Annotated in this window: 18 protein-coding genes; 13 read left to right on the top strand and 5 right to left on the bottom strand. The window is 47.7% G+C overall.

Annotation, left to right across the window (positions count from 1 at the left end):
- Positions 1-27 precede the first annotated feature (27 nt).
- Positions 28-843: an SDR family NAD(P)-dependent oxidoreductase gene (locus ACSR9A_RS14915; RefSeq protein ID WP_473757926.1), complete on the bottom strand. Its 816-nt coding sequence runs from the start codon at positions 841-843 to the stop codon at positions 28-30.
- A gap of 2 nt (positions 844-845) precedes the next feature.
- On the bottom strand, positions 846-1,658 hold the full coding sequence (locus tag ACSR9A_RS14910; protein WP_473757925.1) for an SDR family NAD(P)-dependent oxidoreductase: 813 nt from the start codon (positions 1,656-1,658) through the stop codon (positions 846-848).
- 295 nt (positions 1,659-1,953) lie between these two features.
- Here ACSR9A_RS14910 and ACSR9A_RS14905 point away from each other — a divergent pair, with 295 nt between their 5' ends.
- The 12 genes from ACSR9A_RS14905 (at position 1,954) to ACSR9A_RS14850 (ending at position 20,066) form a co-directional block, all read left to right on the top strand.
- Complete coding sequence (locus ACSR9A_RS14905; protein WP_473757923.1) at positions 1,954-2,982, top strand: AI-2E family transporter; 1,029 nt, start codon at positions 1,954-1,956, stop codon at positions 2,980-2,982.
- Between the two features lie 324 nt (positions 2,983-3,306).
- Positions 3,307-4,593, top strand: coding sequence for an S-layer homology domain-containing protein (locus tag ACSR9A_RS14900; RefSeq protein WP_473757921.1), 1,287 nt, complete (start codon positions 3,307-3,309; stop codon positions 4,591-4,593).
- A gap of 12 nt (positions 4,594-4,605) precedes the next feature.
- Positions 4,606-7,992 (top strand): DUF5704 domain-containing protein, encoded by a 3,387-nt coding sequence (locus ACSR9A_RS14895; protein ID WP_473757919.1) that lies wholly within the window; start codon positions 4,606-4,608, stop codon positions 7,990-7,992.
- Between the two features lie 24 nt (positions 7,993-8,016).
- Positions 8,017-10,233: a deaminase domain-containing protein gene (locus ACSR9A_RS14890; RefSeq protein ID WP_473757917.1), complete on the top strand. Its 2,217-nt coding sequence runs from the start codon at positions 8,017-8,019 to the stop codon at positions 10,231-10,233.
- An 11-nt stretch (positions 10,234-10,244) separates the two neighbouring features.
- Positions 10,245-10,652 carry a hypothetical protein gene (locus ACSR9A_RS14885; RefSeq protein ID WP_473757915.1) on the top strand — a complete coding sequence of 136 codons (408 nt, stop codon included), beginning with the start codon at positions 10,245-10,247 and terminating at the stop codon, positions 10,650-10,652.
- A gap of 381 nt (positions 10,653-11,033) precedes the next feature.
- A complete protein-coding gene (locus tag ACSR9A_RS14880) occupies positions 11,034-11,666 on the top strand; it encodes an ABC transporter substrate-binding protein (RefSeq protein WP_473757913.1) in 633 nt (210 codons plus the stop codon).
- Positions 11,667-11,931: 265 nt separating this feature from the next.
- Entirely contained in the window at positions 11,932-12,396 is a 465-nt protein-coding gene (locus tag ACSR9A_RS14875) for an AraC family ligand binding domain-containing protein (RefSeq protein ID WP_473757912.1), read from the top strand.
- Between the two features lie 30 nt (positions 12,397-12,426).
- The gene (locus tag ACSR9A_RS14870; RefSeq protein ID WP_473757910.1) at positions 12,427-12,777 is read left to right on the top strand and encodes a helix-turn-helix domain-containing protein; all 351 of its coding nucleotides are present in this window, start codon (positions 12,427-12,429) and stop codon (positions 12,775-12,777) included.
- 125 nt (positions 12,778-12,902) lie between these two features.
- Positions 12,903-13,202 carry a substrate-binding domain-containing protein gene (locus ACSR9A_RS14865; RefSeq protein WP_473757909.1) on the top strand — a complete coding sequence of 100 codons (300 nt, stop codon included), beginning with the start codon at positions 12,903-12,905 and terminating at the stop codon, positions 13,200-13,202.
- A 221-nt stretch (positions 13,203-13,423) separates the two neighbouring features.
- The gene (locus ACSR9A_RS14860) at positions 13,424-14,077 is read left to right on the top strand and encodes a stalk domain-containing protein (RefSeq protein WP_473757907.1); all 654 of its coding nucleotides are present in this window, start codon (positions 13,424-13,426) and stop codon (positions 14,075-14,077) included.
- A gap of 473 nt (positions 14,078-14,550) precedes the next feature.
- A complete protein-coding gene (locus ACSR9A_RS14855; RefSeq protein WP_473757906.1) occupies positions 14,551-16,305 on the top strand; it encodes a methyl-accepting chemotaxis protein in 1,755 nt (584 codons plus the stop codon).
- A gap of 80 nt (positions 16,306-16,385) precedes the next feature.
- Positions 16,386-20,066 (top strand): non-ribosomal peptide synthetase, encoded by a 3,681-nt coding sequence (locus ACSR9A_RS14850; protein WP_473757904.1) that lies wholly within the window; start codon positions 16,386-16,388, stop codon positions 20,064-20,066.
- 87 nt (positions 20,067-20,153) lie between these two features.
- Here ACSR9A_RS14850 and ACSR9A_RS14845 read toward each other — a convergent pair whose 3' ends face one another.
- Entirely contained in the window at positions 20,154-20,450 is a 297-nt protein-coding gene (locus ACSR9A_RS14845; RefSeq protein ID WP_473757902.1) for a hypothetical protein, read from the bottom strand.
- A gap of 255 nt (positions 20,451-20,705) precedes the next feature.
- Between ACSR9A_RS14845 and ACSR9A_RS14840 the strand changes: the two genes are divergently transcribed.
- Positions 20,706-21,812, top strand: coding sequence for an MBL fold metallo-hydrolase (locus ACSR9A_RS14840; RefSeq protein WP_473757900.1), 1,107 nt, complete (start codon positions 20,706-20,708; stop codon positions 21,810-21,812).
- Positions 21,813-22,143: 331 nt separating this feature from the next.
- Here ACSR9A_RS14840 and ACSR9A_RS14835 read toward each other — a convergent pair whose 3' ends face one another.
- Positions 22,144-23,757, bottom strand: a complete 1,614-nt coding sequence (locus ACSR9A_RS14835) for a helix-turn-helix domain-containing protein (protein ID WP_473757899.1) — start codon at positions 23,755-23,757, stop codon at positions 22,144-22,146.
- Positions 23,758-23,974: 217 nt separating this feature from the next.
- Complete coding sequence (locus ACSR9A_RS14830; RefSeq protein WP_473757897.1) at positions 23,975-24,988, bottom strand: ABC transporter substrate-binding protein; 1,014 nt, start codon at positions 24,986-24,988, stop codon at positions 23,975-23,977.
- Positions 24,989-25,265 lie beyond the last annotated feature (277 nt).

Here is a 25,265-nt window from a genome sequence, read left to right as displayed (position 1 = left end):
ATCGTTATCGTAAGGATCACCCATCAGCTACAGCAGCATGCTGCCGCCATCCAATCGGATGGCGGAGCCGGTCATAAACTCGCTTTCATCAGATGCGATAAAGCAGACGAGCCGAGCGACATCAAGCGGCTTGCCGACGCGTCCGAGCGGAAACTTTTTGCGGATATCCCGCTTTGGGCGTATGGGCTTTGCTCCGTTAGTGTCTGAGGCAGCAGGTCCAATGGGCCGAGATTCTCTTGCAGACTGCACGCCAACGTTGATTTGCCCAGGCTCTATTGTATTAACGGTAATGCCATACTTAGCTAGCTCGATCGCCGCTTCCCGCCCCAGCATGCGGATGCCGCCCTTGGTCATGGAATAAACGGCGTCGAAATCAGTTGGACGCTTGCTATGAACCGAGGAGATGAGAATAATGCGGCCTCCAGCAGCGTTATTTTTCATATAAGGAATAGCTGCTTGCATACACTGCCAATAAGCCTTCAAATTAATGTTCATCATGCGGTCAAAGGACGTCTCGTCATGGTCAAATAGCCCATAATTAAGCTGCAAAGCGGCATTGTTGACTAAAATATCGATTGTGCCTCCAGACTCCGATGCAGGAAAGGCATGTGCGGCTTGCTCCATCAACCGTTCGATTTCTGCTTTGCTGGCAACATCGGCTTGCACTATAACGGCCTCTCCACCGGCTGCCTGAATTTGCGCTAGTGTTTCTTTTGCTCCGGCATCGCTGCGATTATAATGAATGATGACTTTCGCGCCACATTGTGCGAGCTGGACGGCAACACCTTGGCCGATACCTGTTCCGGCACCCGTTACGAGGGCCACCTTGCCTGTCAGGTCCATGCTCATCCTCCTTGACTGTCCAGTAGTGGGGGACGCTTCATTTTGAAATCCATATAATGCTGCAAAAATCCGCCATCCAGCCGAATGTCAGCGCCATTCACGTATTGCGCCTCGCCAGAGGCTAAGAACAGCGAAAGCTGAGCCAAATCATCATAGCTGCCGAGTACTGCATTTGGCACTTTGTACGCGTAATCCTCGTATAGCGTGGATAGCTCACTCGCGAACCGTTCATCATCGCCTTCGATGGGGCCAAGCTCAATCGTATTGACGGTTACGCCGCTGCGTCCAAGTACGAGAGCCGCTTCTTTCGCCAGCATGCTGACCGCGCCTTTGGACGCGCTGTAGGCGAAGGAGGAGCCGGTCGGCTTCTGCGCATGAATTGAGGAGACGTAGATAATCGAACCTGACCCAGCCTCAGCCATTTGCCGGCCGATTACCTTCGTACATATAAAAGCGGATTTAGCATTCGTATTCAGTAGATCCAGAAACAAATCCTCCTCGCCATATTCAATAGAGGTTGGTTTCATGAGATCATTATTATGAATAAGCACATCTACTCGGCCAAGTTTGAGCGTTGCTTGCTCTAGCACCGCATGCAGGCCACTGCTGCTGCAAAGATCTGCAGTGCTCACGAAGACATTAAGCCCCAAGGTACTGGCCCGCTTAAGCTCCTCGTTAATATGGGCACCATCAGACATGCTATTTAAAATAAAATGCGCGCCCTGCTCGGCAAAAAGGCGAAAAAGCGCTCTTCCAGATCCGCTGTCCGCATCGGTAATAAAGACGACTTTATCTTTAAGCTTCATCGTAGTCATAGATCCCCTCCAAAGGGCGGATTGCTTAAATCAGCTGATGTTCCATCCTCCTTTATCTTAAAGGTTTGGCCGGGCTGGTTGCGATGCCGTAAATTTATGATTTTGTTTGAATTTTATATGAAGGATAAAAGCGCGGCGATTGCTTGTGTCTCGCTTAGGTATCAGGTACTATTAGTGATGAACACGTTGCTTTAAGTCCGTAGCCTTCTACAAAAAAAGTGAAACATGTACAGGCTTGCGCCGTATAAGGTGAAAGGGTTCAAGAGACGAGACTAGATAAAAATGAGGGAAGTCTATGGAAGCGATGCGCACATTTTTTGCCCATTCAGTTGTTAGAAGAATATTGTTTATTATGTTGGTTGTGCTGTTATTCTACAGCCTACACAATATGCTTAATTTACTGCTGCTGCTCTTTCTTGTAACGTTCGTTATGGGACGGCTTGAAGGGTTTGTAACGAAAAAGCTTAGCAAGCTGTTTCCTATATCGCCCGTCTTGGTGACGGTTGTGTTGTACATATTGCTGGTGACCGGATTAGTTTTCGGGATATCAAATTATTTGCCTAAGATGATCAATCAAGTTGTGGATATGATTAATAATATTACGAGGTTTTTAGATACCTCTCAAGACAACCAGGTTGTTGGAGTACTGGTCGATGCCTTGGAGAAGGTGGACTACCAGAAGTATTTGGGCAGTGCTGTTGATTATATTATGAAGCTGGGAAAATGGCTGGAAATTATTTTGTTCGTTATTCTGCTCAGCTTTTTCTACCTTTTGCAAAAAAACAAGGTCGATCAATTTACCGAGAAATTCCGTTATAGCAAAATTTCCTGGGCCTATCGGGAGTTTCATTATTTCGGCAGCAAATTTGCTTCTTCCTTCGGGAAGGTGATAGAGGTTCAACTGCTAATCGCCCTGTTTAATACAGCGCTGACGATGATTGGCCTCTGGATACTCGGTTTCCCGTATTTAATCGCTCTGACGATTATGGTATTCCTGCTCAGTCTGATTCCGGTAGCAGGCGTGATCATTTCGTTCATCCCGATTGGTATTATCGGCTACCAGATTGGCGGGCTGCCGATGGTATTGTGGGCGATCGGCATTATTTTGTTCATTCACGCAGTGGAGACGTATTTCTTGAATCCAAGGCTGTATGCACATAAAACAAAGCTTCCGATGTTTTACACCTTTATCATCCTCATCTTCTCCCAGCATTATATGGGTATATGGGGACTCATTATCGGTATCCCTATCTTCATGTTCCTTATGGATGTGCTGGATGTGGAGAAGCCGGAGAATGGGGAATTGAATAAAAAAACTTCATAAACCGTTGTTTAAGCTGTCGAGGAAATCTCGACAGCTTTTTTTGTATGCTTTTTAGCAAAGAGACTGCTTGTGTGCTCTTATATTGAAGATATCTCCAAATAATCAATTGTATTTGATTCGTCATTTACGTACTACAAAAGTCATGTTTTAGGATGATTACGGGGTGAAATGTAGATATATATTTAAAAACCATTACTATTTTCATATAAAATGTATTGCAAATTGGTTCGTTAGATGCAATTATGAGTGGATAGGAATTAATACACGGTAATCCATTTTTAAACAGAGCTTTTTATCCTTTCAAGCGATGAGGAGAGTTGAACAATGAGAAGAAGTACTAAAGCCATAGTAGCATTTGTTGTATCTGCTAATTTTTTAATGACTAGCAGTGTCGTAATGGGGAAGGAAGCGGTGACAGCAAGGGAAGATCTGTCAAGTGTGAGAGAAGCTTATGCAAGTACAAGTGCTGCTCCCGTTTTCACAGATATAAAAGGCCACTGGGCAGAATCAACCATTAAGAAAGCAGTATCGGATGGATATTTAAAGGGCTATTCGAATGATACATTTAAGCCGAATGGTTTGATTACACGAGCAGAACTCGCAAGTGTGCTGGTTCGAATAACCAAAAATAAAAATGACGGAAGCAAAGCAAGCTTTACGGATGTGCCGGGAAGCTATTGGGCGGCCAGCGCGATTAATGGAGCAGTTGGAACGGGCTTCATTAAATCAGGAGATGCACCAGGAGCAAAATTTAACCCCAATCAGGCGATGACTAGATACGATATGGCGAAGTGGTTTTCACAAGGTCTTGTGCGAAGTGAGCCCAGCTTTGCAACTTCTATAAAAGAAGTTGAGGGGACACTGCTGCCATTTACAGAAACATACAATACAGGAATTAGCAAAACTCAAACGCCATACATAGCAATAGCTAGAGGAACAGGGCTGATGAAGGGTAAACCGGATAATAGCTTCGGACTAAAGGATACGACTACGCGTGCAGAAGTGGCTGTCATGATCTACCGTTATTTGAAAATTGAAGGAAGCAAAGCGGAGAATTATACAGGATTAAATGAATTGCGAGAAGTGGGCTTATATGGAACAAATGTAATGAGTTTTGGCAAGGCAAGGGACATAAAAGGTGTAGATGGGAAACCTAGAAATATTCATAGTGTGATGGGAAAGACATTTAATCTGGCCTATGGCTTTGGGAGCTTCACGTTAGATCGAGTCATTGTTGTAAATTTATCTGAAAAAATCGGCAGCGAAGAACGAGGAATTTATGGAGAAATGTTTTATGATGACATATTTGAGGGCTGGTCAGCATATACCGAGCAAACCGTAACAGCAAGCAGAGAAATGGACAACAAATCTCGTTATATTAATGGCTATCCAACTCTAACAGGAGGCCCGCTTCCAGGTGACCTGTCTGAAAAATATGGTTATGAAACCTTGCCTACACACTCTGGAAAGGGAGCTAAATATGAAGCATTTTCGGATTTTGTAAGCTTAGGCAAGCCCAAAACGTTTTGGACCGGAATAAGTGCCTTTAGAACGCCTACTTTTCTAACAGCAGCAGATGGCACGGAGGCCACTGTGTATATGTACTGGTAGGATAGAGAGAAAATGAATACAAAGAGAGTTTTTCTTTTGCTAATGGTGCTAGGAACATTAATGGCCTTTCTACTATCGAGTGGAAATGACAAATCCGTAAGGGCTGCTGAGGCGGTAGCTCCCCTAGCCTACGATATTAGATTTAATCCACTTTCTGCAAATTATACAGGAAGTAAACAGCATAAATATTATCCAGTTATAGCTCAATCAATTGCTACCCCTAAAATCATGTGGTACCAAATAGACAATGGGAATTTTTGGGCGGATTCTGCAGATTCTATTGGAGAAGGGTATCCCGGAAGGGCTGAAGCGGACAATGGAAATACAAATCCCGCTACTCGAGATACGGCCCCGTATCCTGTACCGACCACATTTATTGGGGTTACACGTATGGCTTTGTATGCACCAGGAACATTTAAGGATGCTAAAGGTCAAGAGCATACTCTAACTCAGGATAAATATGGTTTGTCATCGACTCCGTCGGAACATGCTTTTATTAATGAGTCAGTATGGAATGGAGCACAAGGGGTGTGGTTAAACCCTGGCAGAACAAATAATAAATTTCTGGTGTATAAGGTTACCACGGGTGGTCCGAATAAAACGGATTGGTATGCAACTGGAAATAAAAGACCTGGCGGACAAGACAAGTTTATCGTTGAGTATTGGTTTGAGACACGGCTTACGTGGCGAGGAGAAGATGAGCAAATTAAGGAAATACGAATACAGGGAGCTTCTCCCAGCGCAGTGGGAGCAACTTCTCAGTTAACTGCCCAAATAAAAACGGAGGGGTTTGAGGCGAGAGATTGGCAAAATACAGCTACAAATGTAATTTGGAAAAGTGATCGCTCGGCTGTCATTTCCGTTGATGAGCGAACAGGTCTAGTGACCGCACATAGCCGAGGCTCGGCTGTTATCACGGCGAACTGGAAAGATGACGGGGCAGATGGGTATAACATCACGGCGAGAATCACGCTGACTGTGGGAGCTACCACGTGTACAGGAGCAAGCTGCGAGCCTTCGGACATGTGCGTTCCGCAGCCAGGCCTAAGCCGTAGCCAAACCTCCATAACGCCGGATGCCCGAGGCGAGATTCGGGCTGATGCGCGAGGGGCAGAGCAGTTCGATGTGAGCAAGGGGATTCCAAGCAGTGACGCGCTGTATGCCAATGTATTCGGCAAAGCGTATCTCTTTGACTATACATTTGATCAAGAGGAAGGAAATTGTACGTTTAAAATTCCGGTGTCTAAAACGTATACGTTGAAATGGCAGACCGAGGAATCAGATGGGACCGATTCGGATGGCAACCCGAGAACGAGAATGGTCCGTCATCAGGAAACCGAAACGGTGACGACGATATATGACGTGGAACGTCCGTTTTCCTACTGGGAAATCACGACGTTCGATGCATGGGGACTGAAACAAGCGACGCTGAACCAATATGCACTGCCCTATGGGGCGATTACGCTGCTGCCAAATGGCTATACTGCGCCGGATGTGCAAGGAGGCGTGACGGCCGAGCATATGGAGAAGCCGCCATACAGTGCGAAAGTGTTGGCGGGTGAAACACTTGATGGCGGTAGCGAGCGTCCGAGCGTGCCGTCGGAGGACTGGACCGAAGAAGCAGAAGGACAGGTTGGGCGCATCAAGGTATGGAATGATCGTCTGGATTTTGACGGCTCCGTCATCATGGACGACGTGCAGCAGGACGATGAAACGCCAGAGCCGATCGACATCTTAGAAGCCGAGGAGATAGGGGAAGATGTGCTCTACGAGAGCGGCTTGGTCATTCCTGGGACCCGGGCGAACAGCCGGGATGAGCCGAGTGATGGCATCCTGTCGTACGAGAGCCTGCTGAGCATCAATGGCGAAGGGGATGTTCAAACGTTCCCGATTGAAGGGCTCAATACAGTGACTGTCCATACCCCAGTGGTCAATGATTCTGAAGCACCGGATGAAAACCGCGGCTTTGACCAGAGCGTTATTCCGAATATGGCGCGAACGGTGCTTGTACTGGGGCGGGAGTTTTCCGTCGACTTTGACGAGACGGCGCCGCATTTGAACCAACTCGGATACGGTAACCGGGACTATGCGAGATATACGCGAAACAAACGGATTGTATTCCCGTTTGATGTGTACCGCGGCAGCACCTTCTATCCCGCCCAAACGTGGATTGATTATCCCGTCGGAGCAGCGAAGCAAACGTACCGGATTCCGGTGTGGGTACCAGAAGGGAACTACGATGCGGTGACGCAGGCATGGGCGATTAATACGCCGGATGGCTCATCGGCGTATCAGACGGACTTTAATGGGGATCTCGCGAACTATGGAGCGAGCCGGACGCTGCTCTTTACGGTGCAAGGCCGGATTTCGGATTTCACCATCACGGACATAGGGGATCTTCGCTATGAAACCGTCTTTCGCATAGCGAAAGGGTCGAAGCAGCATTCGGGCTACGTCTATGAATCCGGTGGACGGACGAAGGACCGAGAAGAGACGGCGCTAGCGAGCCAGCCTTCACGGCTATTGCCGATTCGGCCAGGCTCGCATCCGCGGGAAGCGGCCACGGTGCCGCATAATGGGTACCCGATCTCGTTCTACTTTGAGACGATCGGCAGCTACAGCGGCAAGGACGCAGGCATCCAAATCCAGCCAAGCTTCTGGTTTGTGAGCAAGCAGGGAGGAAGCGCGCAGGAGGTGGACTTGTACTACGACGTATCCGGACCACGGAACAAGCTGATTAAGGTCGGCTCGGCGCGGGATCAGGAGCTGTACAGCCGAACGTATCAGCTGGCGGATTTGCTGCGCGGGGTGACGACGACCTCGCTGAGCCAAACGGCGAGCTATGAATATGATTATCTGTTATCGCCAGCTAATCGGTTTGGCGCTTCCTGGGAGAAGTTCTGGAAGCACTACATTACGCGGAAAACGGTTATTAGTGCAGGCTACAGCTTGGAAGAGCTGTCGTATGCGTCCCGCACGCTAGTGGGCCCAAGCGGCTCGCAGGTGCCGGCAAGTGTGAATGCGGTGCAAGCGCTGCGGAGTGTGCAGCGGTGGTACGGGGAGTACAGCTTGCCGATCGCGCCGTATGTGCTGCCGAAGGGCACGAATATTTTAGAGGTGGCAAGGCAAAACGGCGGAGTACTCAATGGCAGTGAGGCAGCGTTTTTGAAAAACGGCTACCTGATGGTTCATTTTGATCTAAGCGCCTACCAGCAAGAGCGCAAGGCAAATCCGGAAATTCGGTATGACGCGCCGCAAGCAAATATGTGGGAAATTGAAGGACAGCCGCTCAGCAGTGTGAGTTATAGCGGTCAGACGTATCGTTTTCAATACGGGGATATCGCGATGTTTGAATCAAGCTTCTCGGTGCGCAATGACTTCCAAGGCACGGGGAGATAGAACGGGTAAGCGAGGAGGTGTGAAATGGCAGGCAAGCAGGTTGTATTTAAACCAGATGAAGTGCGAAATTTACAGCGCCGAATGATACAAATTGGGGCAGACACCGATGAACTGCGGCGACGGGTGAGCGGGAAAATAGCGAGCTGGGATCGGCCCTTGCCGGTGCTGGGGAATCTGGAGCAAATTCAGAGACAGCTGACGAGTTTGACACAGGAAGCAGAGCAGATGACGGAAGTGATCAGCAAAGCGCTGAAGGGCATCGAGCGTGTGCAGGCGGAAGCAGCGCAAGAAGCGAAGCAGCTGGCGAAGGGGCTCAGCGGATTGGAGCGTTTTGACCTGTTGAAGCGGGTAGGGACGACAGGTGGCGGCAGCTACACGCCTGTCCCCGTCACCTTCCGCCCGATGGTGACGAATCTGATCGACCGTATATTGCCGCAGGCCAGCCGGGACCGCTGGTCGAGCGATCCGTTGGTGAAGGAGCTGCGGCGTGTCGCGGGCCTGCAAGGAGCGACGGCGGCAGAGAAGCTGGATGCGGAAATGAAGCTGGAGGCGATATTCGCCGAACGGGATCTGATTGCAAAGGCGCAGACGGCGTATGCGGTGTACAAGCAGTTTGGCAATCATCTGCTAATGGCGGAGATGCATAAACAGGCGGAGATTAGCCGAGAGAAGCTGAAGGCGCTTGGGGTAGCGGAAAGCTATTTTGCCCCCAACGTGAATATGACGAGCTATTTCAAGCAGGTGCCGCTGCTGGCGTGTGACTATGATCCCTCCTTTGCACTAGAAGGGGACCTCACGACACGGGTGCCGTTGCCGAACAACGCTCGCTATTTGTTTATGGTGATGATGGCGCAAACGCAGGGTCCAATGGGAGAACTGGCGAGGGTGCAGCTTAAGGAAATTCATGCGCTGCAGCAAACGATTCGAACTGCAGCGGGCGGATTAGTCTCGGATATACAGCAGGGGCAAGTGAAAAGCGGTCTGCTGAACGTGCTGACGATTTTGCAGAGCATGCAGGCATTAAGTAAATATGATCCACCGCCAAAGGAAGTCGTCGTAGAGGAAAAGCCGGGCATGCTGGAGAAGTTTGGACAGGATGCGATGCGAACCCTTGAGATCAACTGGAGTGTATTGAAAAACCAAGCGGCGGTGGAATGGGCTGCAATCAAGCAAACTGGAAATAGCATAGCTGAAGTGGCAACGGATTTATATAATGCTCACGTTGATCGAGCGAACAAGAGCAACGACTCGGTCTATGATTTTTTTAACAATGCGACGATGGGCTTGCTTAGTGTGCCAGAGGCATTATGGAAGGAGCACGTTGATCGTACGGCGAATAAGAATGAGTCGGTGTCTGCGTATTTGGACTATTTGAGCTTGGGTCTAACGGGGATGGTGCAGGGAGCCTTTGCCCCAGAAAATCCGAATTCCAAGGAGCATGTACAGGATGTAATCGGAGTGCTCGGCTTATTGTTCTCGGTTAAAATAAAGGTACCAGGAGGAATAGAACCGACGGTTCCGAAAAGCCCCGAGGTCAAACCGGAGGGTGCAGGAAGTGGCCGTGGACTAGGATTTGGCAATCAGCTTGTGACCCCTGAGGGGATACAATTTATGGACTCTTTTCCTAATAACAAGAAGCCTATTGAAGTCCCGAAAACGGACGTGCAGAAACGATATCTGAAAGAGATGGAGCGGCTGAAGCGAGAGGCTGAGGGGACGGGTGAAAATAAATTACCTAATCGGACAATAGATAGCTTATATGAGAAGACTCAAAATGTTAGAGGCGATATTAACAGAGAAATAGAAAAAATAATAAATTCCGACGAATACAAAAATCTCTCAAAAACACAGAGAGATAAACTTGATAGAAAACTAAGAAAGTTAAGTAGTGGGAATGTCGCAGTGGCAGATGTAAGCATTCCTGGTGTTAAAAAAGAATTTCAAGCACACAGTCAGATTCATTCCTCTGATAGCGTTGGTAGTAATGTTGGAGATTTTAGTTCTTCCAAAGTTGATAAGTCATTGGAAACCTATGTTGATGATGAATTTCCAAGATTTAATGACACGGAGGCAAAGATTCTTGAGGATATTGCTTCTCAAATAAAAGACCCAAATGTTAAAGGGCGAATAGATTTGTTTACAGAACTAGATGCATGTCAAAGTTGTTCCAATTTAATTATGGAATTTAGACGTAAGTTCCCAAATATTGAGTTAAATATCTATTCTAAAAATATGAAATAAGGACTGATGATATGAACATGACAAGTTATGAATCAATAAAATCATCTATAGTTTTAGACTTTGAAGAATATATTGAAGAAGAAGGTTTAAATGTGGCGCAGGTTTCAGCAAAAACTTTGGAAGAGGATTGGAGAATAGTAAACGATAGTTTGTTTACTAAAACATTATATTTTGTTTCTATTACAATAGAGAGTTTTAAATATAAAGAAATTGCTGATTTTATATATTCTAGACTGGATAGTTATCTGAAAAACACTAAATTTGAAGAGTATATAGATAAATATGACATTGATAAGCTGTTACAAGACATTCGAATCTGTAAACAATTAATTAATAATAAAAGTGAATACACCATCAGGGAAACAAGCGATTCTACTAAATCAAGAGTAGAATACATCTTAGGTTTGAAAGCTGATTAGAATTTTAAGAGGGGACGCTGTTTATGGGGAATTCTCGTGTTGTACCTGATATGAGTGATCAATATTATGTTGCTAAATTTTATTTTTATTCAATACCAGATGTAATATTTACTAGAGTGATGTACGAGTTATCTTATTGATTTTCCTCAAGAACGCGTGCGAGTGGAGAGTTTTTTGAACAAAATTGCAGCGGGCTTTAGGATTGTGTAATTCAAATTTGATAGTACTTCTAAAATTATAGATAAATTCCTTTGAAAACCTATAACCCAATTTCTATGAGCTAAACGAATTAGCTCATAGTTAATCTTCTCAATAAAATGCCACAATGCGAGGTTACAGTTCAACCCGTATTTTGGCTTTCTTATATTCTGAATGGAGAAGGTGCTGGCTCTGGAGCCTGATCTAATTATCGTGCCAAATTTCCTAGATGCGGCAGAGTTTGAGGAATTGTCCAAAATCGCCCCTACGGTAGTCATTGATTATAGCGGCGACATTTTCAGCCGTCTGCGCACATTGAGCGAAATTGTCGGCAAGCCGGAGCAGGCTGAGGATTGGATTAAAAAGTATGAGGCCAAAAGCAAAGAAAAGCGCGAGCTGCTGAAGCCCGTTGTCGCAGCGGGCGGTACAGCCTCTGCATTTGTTGTATATATCGATGGCAAGCTTTATATTTATGGGCAGCAGCGTCTTGGGCCAACGATGTATGAAGCCCTCGGATTTAAAGCCCCGGAGAAAGTGGCTGAGCTGTTCAAGGACAGCAAGGACCTGTGGAAGGAAATCTCGCTGGAGGCGCTGCCAGATCTTGCTGGCGATCATATTTTCCTTATTTTGCAGGATGACAACGAGGATGCCGTGAAGGGGACGGAAGAAATAATGAATGGTCCAGTGTGGAAAAACATCCCTGCGGTGAAAAATGGACATGCCTACGTTGTAGGCAAACGCTGGTCGTTCAACGATCCGCTTACCCTCGATTGGCTGCTGGATGAAATGACGAATGAGCTTCTAGCAAAGCAATAAGCGGCTGACAGCGAGCCATTGACGAGTATAGCCGTGTTCTTTAGAAGTCTTTATGCGCTTTTTTGGCGTATGAAGGCTTCTTTTTTTAAATATAGGAAAGGATATGATTTTTCCATCCTTTCTCTCTATTTCTCGGAATGAAACGCGCCGCGCCGCCAGAGGACGGCGACAGCCGTTTCACCTTGAGCCGTTTACGTCTCTGCCGGAATCTTTTATAATGGGAGCATATTATTGATAATGGTTATCACTGGGCAGGGGGTAAAAGATGGCATATCAGCATGATGGACCAGCTTCTGCGTTTCCTCCTGCCCTCAAATTTTTGGGGCTGGAGTATCGGCTCTATGACTGCCAGGAAAATGAACAGCAGAGCAGAGGGCGGGCCTTCGTCTGGCTGGCCGCCTACACACTGCTAGCCGTCATGCAGGGGCAGGGCACCATTACGATAAACGGGGTGAGCCATCTCGCTGCATACGGCAAATGCTTTTTGCTGGCGCCCAACACAGCGATCAGCGTCGATAGCGAGGCTTTTCAGCCGCTTCGATTATATAAGCTTTCTTTCGAGATAGATGCACAGGATGAGGAATTGCTTGTTGGCAGCGGCGAAATGGTTTTTGAGCCGTTTACATTATTGGAAGACATGCTGCTGTCGCTTCGTGGCAAGCCGCCCCGTGGCAAGCTGGAGGCGCTCCAGCGCCATATTCGTTTTCAGCAGCTCATGCTGGAGTTTTGAAGCACCAGCACAAAGCGGAGGACGAGTTGGATGCTAGAAGGGCAGTGGAGCGGACGATTGCTTTTATGCAGCATTCGTACAAAGAGGGAATTTCTATTGGGCGCTCCAGCGCAGGAAGTGAATATGAGCCGTTGGCAATATGAGGAAAAGTTCAAAGCGTTGACGGGCAGTACGCCAACCGCTTATTTGACTGCACTGCGGATTGAGCGGGCGAAGCAGCTGCTGCTGAGTCAAACGTCCCGTGTTCGCGATATTGCCGGGCGGGTCGGCTTCGGAGATGAATATTATTTTAGCCGGCGCTTCAAGCAAATGACCGGGCTTACACCGACGCAATACATGCAGGAGTTCGGTCGCGCTCCGCGTATATTTTCGATTCAATAAATTGGGGAGCTGCTGGCGCTTGGCATTCGTCCGATTGCGGGGAGCAGCGCGATGTTCCCTGTTTTGCAGAAGAGCTGCTGCGCGGTGTTCATAGTATTGAGGAGCCTGTTGATGCAGAGCAAATTGTGCGGCTCAATCCCGATTTGATTTTATACCCCAGTTTTACAAAGGCGGCGCTCGTCGATCAACTGGTGAAAATTGGGCCAATGGCACACGTGAGCTGGCAGGATGATGTGTATGGACGGCTGCGTACGATGGGTGAGCGGCTAGGGAATTGCATCCGGCCGGGCGAGACGGCTTCGGCGTTCGTTTATGTGGATCAGACGCTGTATATGTATGGGACACATCATTTTGGGCATACGCTCTATCAAGGGGGCGGCTTTGAGCAGCCGGAGCGTTTGCAAGCACTGACGGAGCCGGAATAAGCAGCTGAACGGTATGGAACAGCCTGCCTGCTGTCCAAAGAGCTGCTTGAAGAAACAGGCTAATGCAGCACCGCTTCTGGTTCCTCAGATGCAGGCTTCTAGACGGCTGCCCGAAAGCAGCAAGGAAATTAGAACTATTTTTGCAGAAAATGGTTTTAAGCGCATGCAGAGGAGGTAATGATTGGGGGAATATTATTATCAATAGACAGGGGTAGATAGATGTGAAAAGCAAAAAAATGGTCATATCCGCAGCGGTATTCGGCATGGTGCTTACCGGCTCGGCAGGTGTATATGCAGGAAGCAATTTGGAGCAAATTAAAGCATATTTGAATAATGGCTTGAAAATCGAACTTAATGGCAGCACTTATACGCCAGTTGATGGCAATGGCGCCAAGCAGGCTCCAATTACTTATAAAGGCTCTACTTACTTGCCGGTACGCTCGATTGCAGATGCTTTGAACGTGCCCGTTACTTATGATGCAGGGAGCAATAAAGTGAAAATTGGCAGCAGCAGCTCCACGGGAGGCGGAGGTACCGGCAGCAATGTGTACACGGGCCAACGCCCGAAATATTTGCCGGCAGATTTCCCGATTCCGAAAGATGCGAAAATAAAAGAGACGGTGGAAAACAACCGGGACAACAAAAAATCAGTGTACTTCGTTTATGAGACGCAAAATGATTTAGACTCGCTTGGCGTATCCTACAAAGCCTATTTCCAAACGAAAGAGCTGACGGACACTTCAGAGGATGTAAGCAGCACATCTTTAACGATGGTAGGCAAAAAGGGTGATGATATAGCTGTAACGATTACCGGTGCTCCTGACCGGGACAAAGATGGCTATAACGAAATTACAGTGGTGTGGTCAGGCAAGTGATATAGTCGTTTTAGCAAGCTGTTATACTCGGTTTGAAAGCAGGCGGACACAGGGATTTCCTGTCGTCCGCTTATTTGCGTTTTGCCTGTTGTATAAATTTTTACATAAGATAAATAACAATTTAGCAAAATCTATTACTATTCGTATCGAATAGGTCGATAGTATTAATAGTATCTGTTGAATAATGTATTGAGCTAGTTTGAGGGGAAACTTTCGGCAGATCATATATAGAGAAATAGGTAGAAGAGCGAGGGAGTGGTTAATGTTTAGAATTTTCTGATAAATAAACCTGTATAAGGCTAAAGAACGAATCGGGAATTAGAAAATTTCGAAGATAGATCTTTAGTCTCAGTCGCGGATGGGAAGCGAATAGAATGCAGACAACTGCAACAGCCGGATGATAAAACCGTGAGCGAACCATCACCATTTTTTTGAAAGTAGCATTACATCATACACATAGGAGCGTTGACAGAATGCAATTCATAAAACGAATGTCCTTTTTTTCTAAAAATTTGCTGCTTGCCTTCTTTAACATTGTACTAATTGGATCGATCTTAATTGCATCAGGCTACATCATTCAAAAGGATATTTTGATAAAGCAGCTTCGCGGACAAATTAGTGCAATTACACAGGAATGGGCACAGGAAATGGACCCTGCGAAAATCCAGCAAGCGATCAACGAGAAAAGCTACGAAGGTGCCACACAATTGGAATTGAAAGCAACACTGGACCTGATACATAAATATAATCCGAATATCGCGCAGGCTTATGTATTCGGAACAGAGCTGACGAATGGCAATCAAACGTCAATTATTGCTATGCCTACGAATCTGGTAGAAGCTTTCTCCAGCGAAAATATGGGCGTGGGCACGATGTATGAGCAGCCAGCGGCGATGTCGACCGCTATAGGGGAAATGCTGAATACAGGAGTACCTACATTCACCAGCTTTTACTCCGATGATTTTGGTATTTGGACGACGATTCTTTATCCGATTAAAGACAGTAGTGGCAATGTATTTGCTTTCTTCGCGGCGGATGTAGATGCGAGTGCTGTGCCTAACGGTTTGCACACGCTGCTGATCAGCGGCATTTCGATCATGCTCATTTTCCTTGTGCTCATTTTCTTGCTTCAGTTCTTTATTTCACGTATGACAATGAAGCCGATTAAAGAGCTCATTAAAGGCATTGAGGAAGTGAGCGGAGGCAACTTGAATGTCGAGCTGAAATCGGGCGTCGACGATCTAGGTGTCGTCAATCACAAATTCAACATTATGATTCGCCGGATCAACGACATGATGGTCAAAGTGCGTCTAACGTCGAATGCTGTAACAGATTCTGCTAAGTCCTTGTATGAGTTTTCCGAAAAGAACAGCAGGACGGTAGAAGAAATTACCGAAAACATGCGGGAAATCAACGTTGAAATTGCTAACCAGGAGCTGTCCTCCAGCGAAGCAGCCAAAGCGATGAACGAAATGTCGACCGTTATTCAGAACATTGCTCACAGCTCGTCGAGCGTAGCAGTAGAAGCTGGCGATATGGAACACAAATCGAAGGAAGGCAACAAGGTCGTTGGCCAAGTTGTTGAGCAAATGGAGCAGATTGAAAAGTTTGTGGTGGAGTCCTCCGGTGCGATTCAATCCCTTGCCAGCCGTTCACAGGAAATTGAAAACATCGTTTCTCTCATTATGGGAGTTGCGACGCAGACGAATCTTCTAGCACTGAACGCAGCGATCGAAGCGGCTAGAGTCGGCGAACATGGCAAAGGTTTTGCAGTCGTAGCAGGCGAAGTTCGCAAGCTCGCTGAGCAGTCCAATAGCTCGGCAACGCAGATTTCCACATTGATTAAAGAAATCCAGCAGGAAATTACGACAGCTGTTGATGCATTGAATCTGGGGACAGGCCAAGTTCGTACGGGCTTGCAAATTTCCAGCGAGACGGGTTCGCTTCTGGACGATATTTTGTCCGCTACTCGCAGTGTAACACTCCAAATTCAAGAAGTATCGAGCTCTACAGAGCAAATTTCTGCAGGTACGGAAGAGTTGACGGCTACGGCTGAAAATCTATCGGCTTCCGCAGGCATTACAGCAGCAAACAGTGCGAAAATTTCTAAATCGATTGCCGAGCAAAAAGAATCGATGAATGCCATTGTGGAATCGTCGACGCAATTGACACAAATGTCGGAAGAACTGCAAGAGCTCATCAACCATTTCCAAGTCCGTACTTCTTAATCCCAGTATAACTATCATAAAGGGAGCCCTGCGGCTGCTTGCAGCTGCAGGGCAATTCCCCCACAGGAGGTTTTACAATTATGACGGAAAATAAACACACTACAATTAACCAGATTGCTTCCAGCGAATTTGTCTTATTAATCCCACTAGATTTTTCGCGTCATAACCGCACGTATTCTTATGCAACGGAAGAATACGCGCTGGGCGAACAGGTAAGCCAACTGATAGAAACGAGAAAAGAACAGGATTTAGAAGCAGAGGCCGCTGCGGCGTATGCAGCGCTCTTATACCGACTTTCAAGCGAGAAGCAGCTGCTCATCGGTGTGCAGGGAGCCCAGGGCAAGGTTAAGCCATGGTTAGCGCATATCGAAGAAACGAACACATTTGCAAGCCTGAAAACCTCGTTATTGCAAGCTGTAAATGATGGATCATCCTCGGCCCAAGCCCATTATGACACTCGCTTCTCGCATCGACACCCGGTACAGCCAACTTCGGAAATGATTAACCTTCAGCTTCTAGAACTCGGTGGAAAGTGGCAGCTCAGCATTCAATATGATCAATCACTGCTGGAAAAAGCGACTGTAGATCGCTATGCCGCTTATTATACGACGCTGTTCCTAGCGGCCTTAACTGATTCGGCCGCGCGTGTGGCAGCCATTGATCTATTAACCGATGTGGACCGGCTCGTCTATGAGAAAATGAATGCAACAACCGGCGCTTATGACCGCAAGCAGACGATTCATGGCATGATTGAGCTTGCAGCATCGCAGCATGGCGAGCGAACGGCTGTATCATCTGTACATGGGGAGCTTACCTATCGTCAGCTCAATGAGCAGGCGAATCAAATGGCGAACCTGCTGATCAGCAAAGGCGTGAGCAAAGGCGATTTCGTCACCATTTATATGGAGCGAAGCTTGGAACTGATCGTCAGCTTGCTTGGCATTTTGAAGGCGGGAGCCGCTTATGTGCCGCTAGACCCCGAGCATCCGGAGGAGCGCAACCGTTACATTTTGCAAGATACCCGGTCGGTGTTCGTGCTGACCAAAGCGAAATATGAGGAGCAGGCGCAGCATCAGTCCGAAGGGCTAGAGCAGTTGAAGGAAATCATCGTAGTGGAGCATATCGCTTATGACCGGGTAGAGGCTTCGAACCCGAATGCTCAGGTAGCGCCTGATGATTTGGCTTATATTATTTATACGTCCGGCTCTACGGGAAGACCGAAGGGAGCTCTCATTGCGCATGAAGGCGTCGTCAATCTAGGCGACACGGTGAGGCTGGACTGTGAAATCGGACATGAGGATATACTGACGCAGTTCGCCACCTACAGCTTTGACGCATCGGTATGGGATACGATTGGAGCGCTGTTCTATGGTGCGCATTTGTATTTGCTTTCTCCAGAGGAGCGCGTATCTGTTGAGGAATTTGCTTCAGCCATTGAACGGACGAAAACGACGATTATTACGATTTTGCCAACCGTCTTTTTTAACCAGCTTTCTGCTTATTTATCAGATGAGGGTTACAAAAAGCTTGCAGGCGTAAAGCTGATCACTGTAGCAGGAGAGGCGCTTTATGGCGAGCAGGTTCGGGCGTTCCAGCGGAAGTTCCAGGACAGCATTGCGATCGTCAATGTATATGGGCCAACGGAATGCACGGTGTGCACCACTACGCATAAAATCAGCAGCTATATTTCCGATGATTTGACAAACGTGCCAATTGGCAAGCCAATTCAAAACTACAAAGTGTATATCGTCAATGAGCTGAACCAGCTATGCCCCGTACATGTGCATGGCGAGGTGCTGATTGAAACAATTGGACTTGCGAAAGGGTATTTAAATCAACCGGAGAAAACGGCGGATGCGTTTGTAGCCAATCCATTTGGCGATGGTCAAATTTATAAGTCAGGCGATATTGCGAAGCTGCTGCCGGACGGCACAATTGAATATGTGGGACGCCGGGATTCGCAAATTAAAATTCGCGGACATCGCATTGAGATTGGGGAAATCGAAGACAGCTTTTCCAAAATCGCCAATGTGCAAAACGTAGCAGTCATCTGCAAAAAGGATGCACAGGAGCAAAATATGCTCGTCGGCTTCTTTACTTCAAAGGACGGTAAGCCGCTCTCTACCGTTACCATCAAGCAAGAGCTGGGCGATAAGCTGCCCTCTTATTTTGTACCGAAATGGATCGTCCAATTGGACGAAATGCCGATTTCGCCAACCGGAAAAATCGACCGGAAAAAGCTGCAAAGCTATTCCTACCAAGAGGAGCAGATCAGCGTAGACTACGTTGCCCCTCAAAATGGCATTCAACGAATGATTGCGGGCGCATGGGCAGAGGCACTCAGCCTTGTGCATATCGGCATTCATGATGATTTCTTTACGATCGGCGGCGACTCGCTCGGAATTATTCATATTTTAGCAAGTCTTAAGCCGTATTACCCGGAATTGAAAATTAATGATTTATTTCAATATAGAACGATTGAAGCGATTGCCGCGCGCATTGAGCAGCTTGCTTCCGAAGCGCCCGAGCAGCAGGAGACGGCCCGCCATGTTGGGCCAGCCTTGCCACTGGAAGAGTTGCCGGCTATGCGCTACAGGCCTGAGCTGCTTGTCAGCTTTGATCAGCAGCCGAAGGGCGTACTGTTGACTGGTGCTACCGGCTATTTAGGCGGATATTTGCTCTATGAGCTGCTTATGCAAAGCGATGCTACCATTTATTGCCTCGTACGGCCAGGTACAGAGCCGGGCGAAGCGAGACTTCGGAGCCATATTGCTTATTATTTTGGAGATGCGGCGATACCATTAATGGAAGGGCGCGTTGTAGCGGTAGAAGGCAATTTGGAAGCGCCACGGCTCGGGCTTGAGGAGCAGCAGTATCAGCAGTTGATAAGCAGCTTGGATGCGATTATGCACAGTGCAGCGGATGTGAGGCATTTTGGCGAAGAGGGACAATTTGCCCGTACGAATGTGCTCGGGACAGCATATTTGCTGGAGCTTGCCGCCGCTTGCCGCCAAACGGTTCGCTTCCACCATATTTCTACGCTTGGCATTCCGGAAGATCTTGCATTAAGCGGTCAATGGGAGGCCGTGGTAGCCGCAGGGGAGCTTGCGCCGGAGCTGCGAGTCGAGAGCTTATATGCGAACAGCAAGCTGGAAGCGGAGAAGCTGCTGTACGCTGCTGCTGAGCAGGGCGTGCCCGTCAGCATTTATCGGGCAGGAAATTTATCCTGCCACTCGGTAAGCGGCAGCTTCCAGCGAAACATTGACAGCAACGCGTTTTACCGGATGCTCAAATCGATGCTGCTGCTTGGACAAGCGCCAGAGGTTACTTGGGATATCGATATTACGCCAATTGATTATGCCGGACAATCGATTGTGAGCTTGGCACTTAAGCCGGATACAGCTGGAGGCGTCTACCATATTTGCAACCCGGAGCCGCTTCCATACGGGAGGTTGATGGACATGCTGCGCAGCAGCGGCTATTCCATCGAAACGTCAAGCCCAGCGGCCTATACGAAGTGGCTGCTTGATAAAGCCATTCCGAAAAATCAGGAGGGTGTGCAGCTCGCAATCGCGCAATTAGAAGGCGACGGGGCGAAGGACTCGGCCTATCGCTACAGCTGCGAGCTGACAAGCGGCGCCTTGCAGCCATCAAGCATTGCATGCGCAGCGCCTAATGAGCAGCTAATCGGAAATATGCTCGCGTATGCAACGTCAATTGGCTACTTCCCGCAGGCAAGTGAGCGTCGCCCGGTCAGATAGTCCAATTACCAATAAGCAAAACGCCAAGCATCAGACCTGTGAAGGGCTGGAGCTTGGCGTTTTTTTATACGATAAGAAAGGAGCGGATTAAAAGCTTGGGTTTGGCTTCTGGAAGCTTCTGCTGAGATTTTCAGCGTCAAGATCACGCACGCGCTTTTCGAAATCCTCCAAAACATCAATTAAATAGGATTCACCATCAGATTCTGCTTTGAAAATAAACTTATCGACATCGTGGATGACCACATCGTGGCCGCACAATTTAAGGCATTTGGCGTAATCCTCTACAGTAGGCTGCTGGTTTTCTTCCAGAAAAATCAACCCGTGCAGCGTCTTCGTTTCATGGGGGCGAATGATTTTGAAATGTACGGTATGTTGGATAGACATATGGGCTTCCTCCTTATTCTTCCGGGCTCACTTCTATTATAATCCATTGGACGCAGGGAAGCTGTGAAAAATGTTACAATCTTTTAGATGATTAGCTAACAGGAGGAAAAGCACATAGGTTGACATTAACTGAATGATCATTTATTATTAGCGAAGGCGTTCATTTTGCGCTTCATAAATCTCTTTTTAAATAAATGATCGTTCGTTTATGATGTATCCAGCTTTTATTAACCATCACTTAAAGGAGTAATTGCCGTGCTGACTGCTATTATCGTGCTTGCTATACTGCTGCTTGCGGTAGTGCTTGTTTTAAAATTCTATCCTGCGCTCGGAGGCGTGTTAACGAAGGAGCAGCAGGCGGCTTTTTCACATTTACCCCATTACCAAGATGGCAAGTTTAAAAATTTGAGCATGACGGTCATGGACAACAGTGCAGGGGGCTTACTTTCCATGCTGCGAGACTATATGAAAACAAACCCTAATCGCAGGCCGCAGGCTAAGCTGCCATTACAGCAGCTGCAATTTGGCGGGGATGATAAGGGAGAGCAAGCACAAGTCACTTGGTTTGGGCATTCGGCTATGCTGCTTGAACTGGATGGGAAACATATTTTGCTCGATCCGATGTTTGGCCAAGCGCCATCGCCGTTCCCTTTTTTCGGAAACAAGCGTTATAGCGGCAAATTGCCGTTTGAAATTGCCGAGCTGCCGCAAATTGACGCTGTTGTTTTATCTCATGATCATTATGACCATTTGGACTATGATTCCATTCTCAAGCTTAAAAACAAAGTTCGCCGCTTCATCGTTCCGCTCGGTGTAGGCAGCCATTTGGAGCGTTGGGGAGTAGATAAATCCATCATAACGGAGCATGACTGGTGGGAGGAGCTGGAATTTGAAGGCATTCGGTTAGCGGCTGCTCCAGCACAGCATTTTTCAGGACGAAACTTGAACAATCGGGATTCTACTTTGTGGTGCTCCTGGGTTATTACAGGACGAGCAGCTAATATATATTTTAGCGGAGATAGCGGTTATGGTGCGCATTTCAAAGAAATTGGCGAGAAATATGGCCCGTTTGACCTGACTCTTATGGAATGTGGACAATATGATCCGCGTTGGGCGGCAATTCATATGATGCCGGAGGAAACGGTGCAGGCACATGTCGATGTAAAAGGAAAAACGCTGCTTCCCATTCACTGGGGAGCTTTTACGCTCAGCTTTCACGACTGGAATGATCCAGTAGAGCGCGTGACGAGAGCAGCTCAGCAGCTGAATGTACAGGTTGCAACGCCAATCATTGGGGAGCCGGTAGCCGTTGGGGCCGGCCGCCTTCCATCTTCTATTTGGTGGAAGACAACCGCTCAGTAAAAGGCTAACCAAGGTGAAACGGCTGACGCCATCCTATGGGGGCGCAGCGCGTTTCATTCCGAGAAATATAGAGAAAGGATGGAAAAATCATATCCTTTCCTATATTTCAAGGTGAAACGGCTGACGCCATCCTATGGGGGCGCGGCGCGTTTCATTCCGAGAAATATAGAGAGAGGATGGAAAAATCATATCCTTTCCTATATTTCAAGGTGAACCGGCTGACGCCATCCTATGGGGGCGCGGCGCGTTTCATTCCGAGAAATATAGAGAACGGATAGCGCATGGATTTACCTTCCTATATTATTAAAAAAACCGTCCTGAAGCTCCGGCTTCAAGACGGTTTTTGCAATAGTTTGGGCAGCATGCCGAGCAGCTTGTTTCCTGTTTCCGCATCGCTGTAGTTCCAGCTATTGTCTACTACATAGGCATGGCCCCTTTGGACGGCCGCAAGCTGCTTCCAGAGCGGACTGCTTATGAGCGACTCCATCGCTTGCCGCGAATCGTCTGTTTCGGGAACAATCATAAACAGGCGATCTCCGGCATATTGGGGCAACGAGGCTACTGTTATTTCTTTATAAGCACGCTGAGCGGCAATGAGCATTTTCACTTCACTGACTGGGGCAAAGCCAAGCGGATGGTAGAGGGTGGATGCCAGCCCGCTGCCAGCCATAATAAACAGCCGATTTCCCCGTTCAAAAATGAATACGGAGGCTGTCTCGCCTGCCCTTAAATGGCTGCTTAGCTGCTGCCACATCTGTTCCGTCCGCCGCTTGTGCCTAGCTAGCCAGCGCAGCGCCTCCTGTTTTTTTCCAAGCCAGTCTCCAAGCATAAGCAAACGCTCCTCCAGCGTTCCCCAAGAGTTAAAGGCAAGCGTCGGGGCAATGTCCGCCGCCTGCTCATAAATCTGCTCGTCGCCGCTTGCCAAAATAATCAAATCAGGCGCAAGCTCCGTCGCCTGCTCTTTATTGAACATGGGGAAGTCGGAAAAATCCTCTCCCCCGATAGATTGAAAGCCAAGTACATGCAAGTCGCCCAGCGTCTCGCCATAATACAAAATGCGCTGCGGCTCTGCTGGGATGATGACTTGATGTCCCAGCCAGTCTTTGATCTGAACGCGCTGCCGCATGGACAAGGCATATTGCCTTGGCGAACCGCCGGTTATTTGCCGGAAGCGGCGGCTGAAATAATATTCGTCGGCGAAGCCGCACCATTCGGCAATTTCACGCAGCGAGGCATGGGAGTTTGCGAGCCATTCCTTGGCATGGTCAATGCGCAGGGATACCAAATAATCAAGCGGTTTTTTCCCCGTTAGCGCTTTAAACAAGGAGCTGTATTGCCACTGGGCCATGTTCGTCAGCGCCGCGAGCTCCTTGACTGTAAGCGGGCTTTTATAATGAAGCTGAATATAGTGCATGGTATCCTCAACTGAATATAGCTGGCGGTCGCCTTGGCTTGCCGGAAGATGCTGTTCTAGCAGCATGCCCATCAGCTTCTGGAAAGCGAGATTTTGTTTATATGCCTCGATGCCTTGGAGTGACTTGCCAGCTGCCTGTATCAATTCCAGCAGCTTGATATATGGAGATAGCGGGTAAAGACGCAGCTCGTGCTTGCTAGGAAACAGCGATTGCTGATAAAACGATGGCTGCACATAGTCCACACGAACAACGGAATAGACGAGGCAGTAGTAGTCCATCGTCTCATTCGTCTGGCCATCAAATTGGTAGCAATCTCCGGGAGCTAATTGGAATGCGCTGAACGCTTCAAACCGGATAAAGCGATTGTTCAAATACAGCGTGCCTTCACTGTCGACAATAATGAGCAGCGTATGGCTCTCTACGGTTTGCTCGGCAAAAGTAACGTCCGCGGACTTCGTTAGCCGCTTCATGCTTACAAGCTTAAGCAAGAGGTGGTGAAGCGGAACGGACGGGGTTTCATGGGCATTCATGCGAGCGATGCTCCTTACATTTAAGTTCTTTAGCAATACGATTGCTTTGTATCCTTTCATTATGCCACAGATAAGAGGGGAAGCGAATGGACGGAAAGAAGGATTGAACTTTTTGGCTGAAAAAGAAAACAGGCCGAGTCAGGGCTCAATGATGCCCTTTAACTCGACCTGTATCGTTTGTTATTTACCATTCGTAGCGAAGCTTGCGCAGTAAGCGTTATTTTTTCAAAATTTCTGCTGGCAGCGCGTCAATCAGCCACTCGCGGGAAGTTGCATCGCTGGAAGCTTTCTGAATGTCAAAGTAATATACTTTTCCTGCTTTTACGGCAGGTAGGTTTTTCCAAATCGTGCTTTTCAGCAGCTCTTCCGTGTCTTTCTTGGCATCATCAGGTACGGGATTTAAAATAAAAATCCGATCGCCTGCAGCTTCAGGCAAAATTTCTGCGGAGATTTCCCGGAAGCCTTCGCTAGCGTCAATAATTTCCTGAATGAGTGGAGTCGGCTTGAAGCCATCCTCGTTGTAAACAGCCTGCGGAAGTCCAGCATTAGCCATAATGAACAGGCGGTTGCCCGGATACATCGTGAAGATGGAAGCCGTTTCGCCTTCCTTCAGGCCATTCTCGTGCAGCATAGCCCACATTTCTTTGGTTTTTGCTGTATATTGGGCAATCCAGTCCTCGGCTTCTTGCTTCTTATTCAGCAGGTCACCCAAAATGCGCATGCGGTCCTCAAGCGGCGCAAACGTATCAAAGGTAACGGTAGGTGCGACTTTGGCAAGCGCCTCATACTGGGCATCATCTGAATTGCCGAAAATGATCAGATCAGGAGAAAGCGATAATGACTTTTCGACGCTGATTGGAAAGCCTACATCTTCCGCTTCTTTAACTTGCTCCTCGTAGACGGAGCCTTCTGTGTTTTTCATAACTCCGATAGGTGTAACGCCTAGAGCAAGCAAATCGCCTGTCGTTTCGCCATGGTAAATAACGCGCTGAGGCGTAACCGGCACTTCAACATCGTGGCCTGTCCAGTCCTTGAAAATTCGAGTTCCCGTTTCAGCTTCCGCCGAAGCCGCTGGGCTTTCCGCAGCTGGTGAACTGCTCACTTCTGTAGTAGGAGAGGTGCTTACTTGTTCAGCTGAAGGCTGCTCCGTGTTGCTTCCGCATGCCAACAATAATGCCCCCATTAATGTGACAGTAGTAAGTAAAGAAATCATTCGTCCCGCTTGTTTCATTGTGTTTCTCCTCCTGCGTTATCTCAAAGATATTGATAATCATTATCGTCGACTAGCATAATGGATTGCGGCCAGTTGTACAATGGATAAAATTCAAAGCTGATTTTGGTTTGTACAAATGCGTGCAAGGGCAGCTGCAGATGTTCACGATCCTGTTAAATTTTCGTGCGCCATTACACCCCATACTCTCCTATAATAAGGTTAGAGGAAAATAGTTCAAGGGGGTGTAAGCGATGTTGGCATTATATTGCTTTTTAATTCTTACAGCGTGTTTTTT

It is taken from the genome of Paenibacillus sp. R-74696, from assembly GCF_055814915.1.
This window is presented reverse-complemented; position numbering and strand designations above follow the sequence as displayed.